This window comes from Bradyrhizobium sp. WSM3983 (genome assembly GCF_000473045.1).
Taxonomy (GTDB): domain Bacteria; phylum Pseudomonadota; class Alphaproteobacteria; order Rhizobiales; family Xanthobacteraceae; genus Bradyrhizobium.
The window spans coordinates 94,980-101,364 of record NZ_AXAY01000034.1; the positions used below are offsets into that span (position 1 = coordinate 94,980).

A 6,385-nucleotide genomic window follows, 5' to 3' on the forward strand; every position below is an offset into this window, starting at 1 on the left:
ACGTTACGCGCCGATCAGCGCAACACGTTCAGGAGGTCCTGCACCATCGAGTTCGCCGTCGTGATCACCTTGGTGTTGGCCGAATAGGCCTGCTGGGTCACGATCAGCTTGGTGAATTCGTCGGCGATGTCGGTGTTGGATCCCTCCAGCGACGAGCCGCTGATGGTGCCCGAGGCACCGGCAATCGCCGGACCCGACTGGTCGGTCACGGCATAGGCGCCGCCGTCCATCGCCTTGAGGTAGTTGGTGCCGTTGAAGTGCGACAGCGTCACTTGGGCGAGGTCGAGGTTCTGACCGTTGGAGAAGGTGCCGACCACGAGCCCGTTGTTGTTGACGGCGACGGAGCGGAGCTGACCCGCGGCATAGCCGTTCTGCGTGATGGTGTTGATGGTCACCGCGCCACTGTTGCTCGCATATTGCGTCAGGGCGCCCGAAGAGAGGTTGAGGGCGACCGAGCCCAGCGATTGGCCGCTGACCGTGACGTTGCTAAGAGTGATGCCCGAACCTGCCGGTGAGGTGAGCGAGCCGTCAGCTGCGAAAGTAAAGGCCTGTCCCGCGTTCACCCAGCCGACCCCCGTGCCGGTCGCATTCGGGTCGGTCTGGTAGAACAAATTCCATGTGTCGGCATGACCGTTGCCGAGCGAGGCACTGTCGGTCTTGGCCCAGCGCAACTGCAGGTTCACCGGGGTGCCGGCCGCGTTGTAGGCTGTCACCGCGCCGCCACTGATCGATTCCTTGGTGAAGGTCGCTATGTCATTGCCGATCACGCCGCCCGTACCGGAAGTGCCACCGCCGCCGCGGTTCTTCTGGACCGTCGAGGTGAAGCCGAGCGCGGCGAAAGCGTTGCTGTTGGAGCTCGTCACGTTCAGCTGGGGGTTGGCGGTACCGGTTTGCAGCGTGATGACGCCGTTGGAGATCGAGGAGGAGCCTGCCCCGGCGCCGCTCAGAACGTCGATCTTGTTTAGCAGTGTGGTGATGTCATCGGTGATGTTGATCTGGTTTGCACCGGACGCGCCCGAAGCCATGAAGGTCAGCGTCTGACCGTTCACCGTGATCGTATCGGGGTTGACGACGGGCGGACCCGACGATCCCGCCTGGAATCCCGATGAGAGGACTTCCGAGCCGCCGGGCGTCGCGGCGCCGCCCAACAACGTTCCGGAGGTGATCGCGGGCGTAGACAGCACATTGCCGCCGCGCGTCACGCTGCTGATACCGAGCAGACCGGCCGCGGCGCCGGAAACCGTAATATCGCTGGTGGTGTTGGTTGTGATCTGGATGTTGCCGGCGGACGTCATCGACGCGGTAGCGGGCGCGCCGCCTGCCGCCGTCACGATCGCATTCAGGATGTCGGACATCTTTGCGCCAGTGCCCGCCTGCAGACCGATTGTCGTGGGATTGCCGGTCGTCACACCTGAGACGGCGGGATCGAACTTGATCACCGTGCCATTGATCGTCATCTGGGTGTTGGCCAGGCTGGTCAGCAGCGTGGTGTTCAGATGCGGGGTGAAGCCGGAATCGAGCGACGTACCGCTAGAGGCCGCGGCTGAAGAGCTATCCATCAATGCCACCGAGCCCGTGGCGGTCGTCGCGGTATAGGCGGAGCGGAGATTGCCGGTGGCAGCCGCGCCCGGGACGCCCACACTGACAAAGGGCGGCGGCGGCGTGCCCACGATAAGCGGGCTGGCTGCGAAATCGGACGGGTTAAGGCCGCCGGCCGCGAGCAGCGTCTTGCTCGCCGCAGTCGTGCTCGCCACCGTGTTCGGCACGGACGGCAGGTTCGCCGCGTACTGGATCGAGGTCGTCGCCTGCGCCGGGACGAAGTTGTTCTGGAATTGCAGCACCGTCGGCACGCTGCCGGTCGGGTTGCCGGTCTTCGGGTCGACCGTGACACCCATCAGATAGTAGCCGGCGCCGTTGACGAGGTTGCCGTTGGAATTGACCTGGAAGTCGCCGCGACGGGTGTAGTAGTTGACGCCGTCGAACACCGGCACGTTGTCGACGACACCGCTCGCCTTCTGCACCGAGAAAAAGCCGTCGCCGGTGATCGCCATGTTGGTGGCGACGCTGGAGGACGAGATCGTGCCCTGGGTGGTGATGGTCGCCTGCGCATGCGCGGTGACGCCGCCGGCAACCTGCTTGCTCGGCACGGACGCGTCAGGGATGAGATCTTGGAACGAGGTCCCGATGCCCTTGTAACCGGTGGTGGATGAGTTCGCGATGTTGCCGGAAATGTTCTGAAGCGCGTAGGACTGCGCCTGCAGACCACCCACCGAGGTGTTCATTGCATCGAAGATACCCATAACTTTGTCTCCAAATCCGATCTCGGCGGCCGGCAGACCCGTGGCCGCAGTCGGAGGAGACGTCGCAAGGCCTATGCCAATGCGGGTATTCTCAGAAAATCAATGACTTAAATAGAAGGGCCCCGGTCGGATGACCGGGGCACAATTGCCGGGCCGGCAACAATTGCCGGGACCAAACCTATGTTGCGGATGGTGTCGCGGGGTGGAAGACCAGCCCGAAACCGTCGATGCAATAGCGCAATCCGGTCGGCTTCGGACCGTCGTCGAAGACGTGGCCGAGATGGCCACCGCAGCGCCGGCAGTGCACCTCGGTGCGCACCATGCCGAAGGTGCGATCCTCGGTCTTGCCGACGTTGCCCTCGATCGGCTGGTAGAAGCTCGGCCAACCCGTACCGCTCTCGAATTTGGTCTCCGACGCGAACACCGGCAGGTCGCAACCGGCGCAGGCGAAGGTGCCCTTGCGATGCTCCTTCAGAAGCGGGCTCGTGCCCGGCCGTTCGGTCCCCTCCTTGCGCAGGATCTCATATTGCTGCGGCGTCAGCTGGGCGCGCCATTCTGCATCCGTCTTCTCGATCTCGAACTTCTCGGCGGCCTCAGCAGGCGTTGCTCTCAGCCAGCGGAAGGCCGAAAGGCCAAACAGGCCGGCGACGGTCGTCAACAGGATGCGGCGGTCAAACATCTCATTCTCCGTGCGCAGAAAGTCCACGCCCTGAGATACGGGCTCTAACGGCTGACGTTACACTTCCGAGCGGCATTTTTCTCTTCTTATTGGACTTATTGGACGCCCTGCTCCTGGGAGGCGGGTTCCGCCTCCTCCGTCGCTGGCGGCCGCGGCGCCGGGGCCACCCGCGGCCGAACCCCAGGCGGCGGACGGCGCGGACCGGTGCCGGCGGCCCGGTTTGCTTCGGCCAGCCGTGCCTCGCGTTCCTTGTCCTTGACCCGTGACCGCTCGCGGTAGCGGGCAAGCGACCCCGCCGCGGCGGAACTCGCCCTGCCCCAGATGCCGACCAACTGGCCCGCGACCCGCCCGGTGGTGCCGCCTGCCCAGACCAGCTCGAACGGCGAGAACAGCTTCCAGCGCTCGTCGCCCCACAGGATGCTGCGCGCGATCAGCTGCCCGGCCATGGCCGAGGTGTTCATGCCCTGGCGGCCGAACCCGCTCGCCACCCACAGGCCTTTGCGCAACTGGCCGATCTGCGGCATGCCGTGCACGGTCTGTCCGGTGGCGCCGCCGAACGTCTCGGTGATCTCGACATTGCCGAGCTCTGGGAAGATCGACCGGATCCGCCGCCTGACGCTTCCTGCAAAGCGGTCCGGCCGTGCGGCCCAGGTGGTCTCCGGGCTCTCCCACATCAGGCGGTCGCCATCGACGATGCGGAAATGATCGACGCCGTCGGAATCCATCACCGATCCCTTGAAGCCGATGATCTCGTGCACGCGCTCGCCGAGCGGCGCGGTGATGCCGGCATAACGCCAGACCGGCAGCAGCGTTTCCGACAGGCGTCGCAACGGCGCGCCGAGATGGATGTTGCCGGCAAGCACGATGTGGGTGGCACGCAGCCGTGCCGACGGCGTCACGATGCGCTTGCGGATGCCGGAATGATCGATGCTGACGACCGGCGTATCCTCGAAGATGCGGGCACCGGCCCGCCGCGCCATCGCGGCCAGGCCGAGCACATATTTGCGGCCGTCGACCTGGAACGCCTTCGGGTAGTACACGCCGTGGAAGTAACGATCGGTCTTCAACGTCTCGCGGACGCGATCGACCTGCCAGCCCTCGGCCTCCGTGTCGAAATCCTCGTTCAGCATCTGGAGCCGGCTGATCAGCCGGTCGCCGGCATCGACGTTGGAGACCTCCAGCGCGCCGTCAGTGAGGCCGATGCCTGGCATGTTCTCTTCGTTGGCATTAGCACGGACGAACTCGGCGCCCTCCTTCGAGAGCGTCCACAACTCACTGGCGTCCTCGAAGCCGATGCGCTCGATCAACGCGGTGAGCGGCAACGCAAAGCCCGGCATCACGGTGCCGAGCTGGTTGCCCGAGGCGTTCCAGCCAATATGGCGGCCCTCGAGCACCGCGACGCTGGCCCCGAGCCGGGCTGCCTCGAGCGCAATGGAAAGGCCGGCAAGCCCTGCCCCGATCACGCAAATGTCGGCGTCGAGATCGAACGACAGCCGGGCACGTTCACGAAAGCCGGCTTCTTCCTGGGACACGCTTGTGAAAGTCTCGCTCATGTCGTTTCTTAAAGGAATGAACGGGCGCTTGTCACCTTGTCCTCAACCGGCGCCTGTAGATTATTCTGGACGTGGATCGATTCGAGAATGCCATGCGCCGTTTGATGCTGCTGCGTCACGCCAAGACCGAGACCGACGCGCCGAGCGGCCGCGACCGGGACCGTCGGCTCGCCGACCGCGGCCAGAGGGACGCCGCCGAGATGGGTGACTGGATCGCCACCCATCGGCCCGCTCCCGATGCCGTGCTGGTGTCGCACGCCGTCCGCGCCCGGCAGACCTGGGACATCGCCTGGCAGGCGATGAAGGACCGCGTCGCAGCGCCTGAGGTCGAGATCCTGCCGGAACTCTATGGTGCCGATCCCGCGCAGATCCTCGAAACCGTTCGCACTGCAACCGTCGCGGCCAATCCCAAGCACTTGCTGCTGGTCGGGCACAATCCGGGTATGCACGAGGCCGCCCTGATGCTGATGGGCAGCGGCGATCCGGCAGCCTCCAAGGCGCTCGCCCACAATCTGCCTACCGCGGGGCTTGCGATCCTGGAATTTGACGTCAAGGATTGGGGTGACGTGGCTTACCGCCACGGCAAGCTGGTGCTGTTCGTCAGCCCCAAGTTGCTTCGACTGCGATGAGACGCGCGGGTGCCGTCTCGACCGGTTGACGCAGCTTGGTCACTAGGGAGGCGCAGATGTTCAAGTCCATTCTCGTGCCCATCGACCTCGCCGACACCGATCTGGCCAAACCGGCGATCGCGACCGCGACGACGCTGTCGCAGAACTGGAGCGGATCGGTCCGGCTGCTCAACGTGCTGCCGATGACGCCGGTGATGCTCGCCGAATACGTCCCGGCCGACTTCGACGAACAGCAGCGCCAGACCTCGGAAGAGGCGCTCGCCATCGTCGCGCGCGAATCCGGGATCGAGCCGTCCCACATCTCCAGCGTGGTGCGGCAGGGCGGCATCTATCACGAGATCCTGGAGGAAGCCGCGCACATGAAGGCCGATCTGATCGTGATGACCTCGCATAGGCCTGCGATGCGCACCTATTTCCTCGGTTCCAATGCCGGGCACGTGGTGCGCTATGCCAAGTGCTCGGTGCTGGTGGTCAGGCATTAGCTCGGAGCAATGTCGTGAAGCAATGGTGGCGGAGATGGTCCTACGAGGTCCCGCTCGCAGTCGGCGATGCGCTGTGGGAGGTGCTGGTCGTGCAACTGGCCGCGCTGCTGGACAGGCTGACGGTGCGGAAGGTCATCGCCTTCATCCCCGTCGTCATCCTGATCTGGGCCTACTATCACAGCATCCCGATTCCGCCGGAGCTGATGCTGATCGGCGATTTCCTTGCCTATATCGACATCTTCTCGGTGCTGTTCCTGCTCGGCGTGCTGAGTCGCGTCACGACGATCCTGTTCATCGTCAAGCAGGCGGCGGCGCGCGTCGCATCGCTCACCGGCAGCGTCGTCGCGCACTTGCAGCGCCTCGATGTCAGGCATCGGCGCCAACGTGGCGCTCCGATGCGGCCCCGCCGGAAGCCCGACCAGTCCGAGGACGATCGAGCTTATGGCGGCGTGTGGGCCCAGGTCGCATTGGCTTGACGCTCCGGTCTCGTAGGGCGGGTTAGTCTTACTGCGTCATGGGCGTCGTCGTCCATTGGATGCTGCGCCGATGCCACAGCATGGACATCGCGGCAAGGTTTTAATGAGCATGCGGATCAATCGGGCGCGCATGGTTGCGATCGAGTTCGGGACGTGGCGTTCAGGCCGCGTGGGCGGAGCCTCTCGGTCGATAATCGTCGGGTAAGCGAGGTACCGGGACTGACGGGGCGGAACGTGGTCCTGAGGGGGGAATCGTCGCCTGCTCG

The 6,385-nt window shown here is 64.9% G+C and carries 6 protein-coding genes; 3 read left to right on the forward strand and 3 right to left on the reverse strand.

Features of this window, described 5'->3' with window-relative positions:
* Window positions 1-14: 14 nt before the first annotated feature.
* The 3 genes from YUA_RS0134705 to YUA_RS0134715 form a co-directional block, all read right to left on the reverse strand.
* Window positions 15-2,300, reverse strand: a complete 2,286-nt coding sequence (locus YUA_RS0134705; protein WP_027534802.1) for a flagellar hook-basal body complex protein — start codon at window positions 2,298-2,300, stop codon at window positions 15-17.
* 178 nt (window positions 2,301-2,478) lie between these two features.
* Window positions 2,479-2,979 (reverse strand): peptide-methionine (R)-S-oxide reductase MsrB, encoded by a 501-nt coding sequence (gene msrB / locus YUA_RS0134710; protein ID WP_027534803.1) that lies wholly within the window; start codon window positions 2,977-2,979, stop codon window positions 2,479-2,481.
* A gap of 95 nt (window positions 2,980-3,074) precedes the next feature.
* The gene (locus tag YUA_RS0134715; RefSeq protein ID WP_027534804.1) at window positions 3,075-4,532 is read right to left on the reverse strand and encodes an FAD-binding oxidoreductase; all 1,458 of its coding nucleotides are present in this window, start codon (window positions 4,530-4,532) and stop codon (window positions 3,075-3,077) included.
* A gap of 92 nt (window positions 4,533-4,624) precedes the next feature.
* On the opposite strand from YUA_RS0134715, the gene YUA_RS0134720 reads away from it, so the two are divergent.
* From YUA_RS0134720 to YUA_RS0134730, 3 genes are read left to right on the forward strand one after another with little or no spacing between them, the layout of a single operon-like run.
* Window positions 4,625-5,161, forward strand: a complete 537-nt coding sequence (locus tag YUA_RS0134720; protein WP_027534805.1) for a histidine phosphatase family protein — start codon at window positions 4,625-4,627, stop codon at window positions 5,159-5,161.
* Window positions 5,162-5,217: 56 nt separating this feature from the next.
* The gene (locus tag YUA_RS0134725) at window positions 5,218-5,643 is read left to right on the forward strand and encodes a universal stress protein (protein ID WP_027534806.1); all 426 of its coding nucleotides are present in this window, start codon (window positions 5,218-5,220) and stop codon (window positions 5,641-5,643) included.
* A gap of 14 nt (window positions 5,644-5,657) precedes the next feature.
* Window positions 5,658-6,119 (forward strand): hypothetical protein, encoded by a 462-nt coding sequence (locus tag YUA_RS0134730; protein WP_027534807.1) that lies wholly within the window; start codon window positions 5,658-5,660, stop codon window positions 6,117-6,119.
* Window positions 6,120-6,385: the final 266 nt, after the last annotated feature.

Bases quoted from the DNA above. Each gene is read 5' to 3' on its own strand.
- YUA_RS0134705 (WP_027534802.1), bottom strand. From the start codon at position 2,300: ATGGGTATCTTCGATGCAATGAACACCTCGGTGGGTGGTCTGCAGGCG.
- YUA_RS0134715 (WP_027534804.1), bottom strand. From the start codon at position 4,532: ATGAGCGAGACTTTCACAAGCGTGTCCCAGGAAGAAGCCGGCTTTCGT.
- msrB (WP_027534803.1), bottom strand. From the start codon at position 2,979: ATGTTTGACCGCCGCATCCTGTTGACGACCGTCGCCGGCCTGTTTGGC.
- YUA_RS0134725 (WP_027534806.1), top strand. From the start codon at position 5,218: ATGTTCAAGTCCATTCTCGTGCCCATCGACCTCGCCGACACCGATCTG.
- YUA_RS0134720 (WP_027534805.1), top strand. From the start codon at position 4,625: ATGCGCCGTTTGATGCTGCTGCGTCACGCCAAGACCGAGACCGACGCG.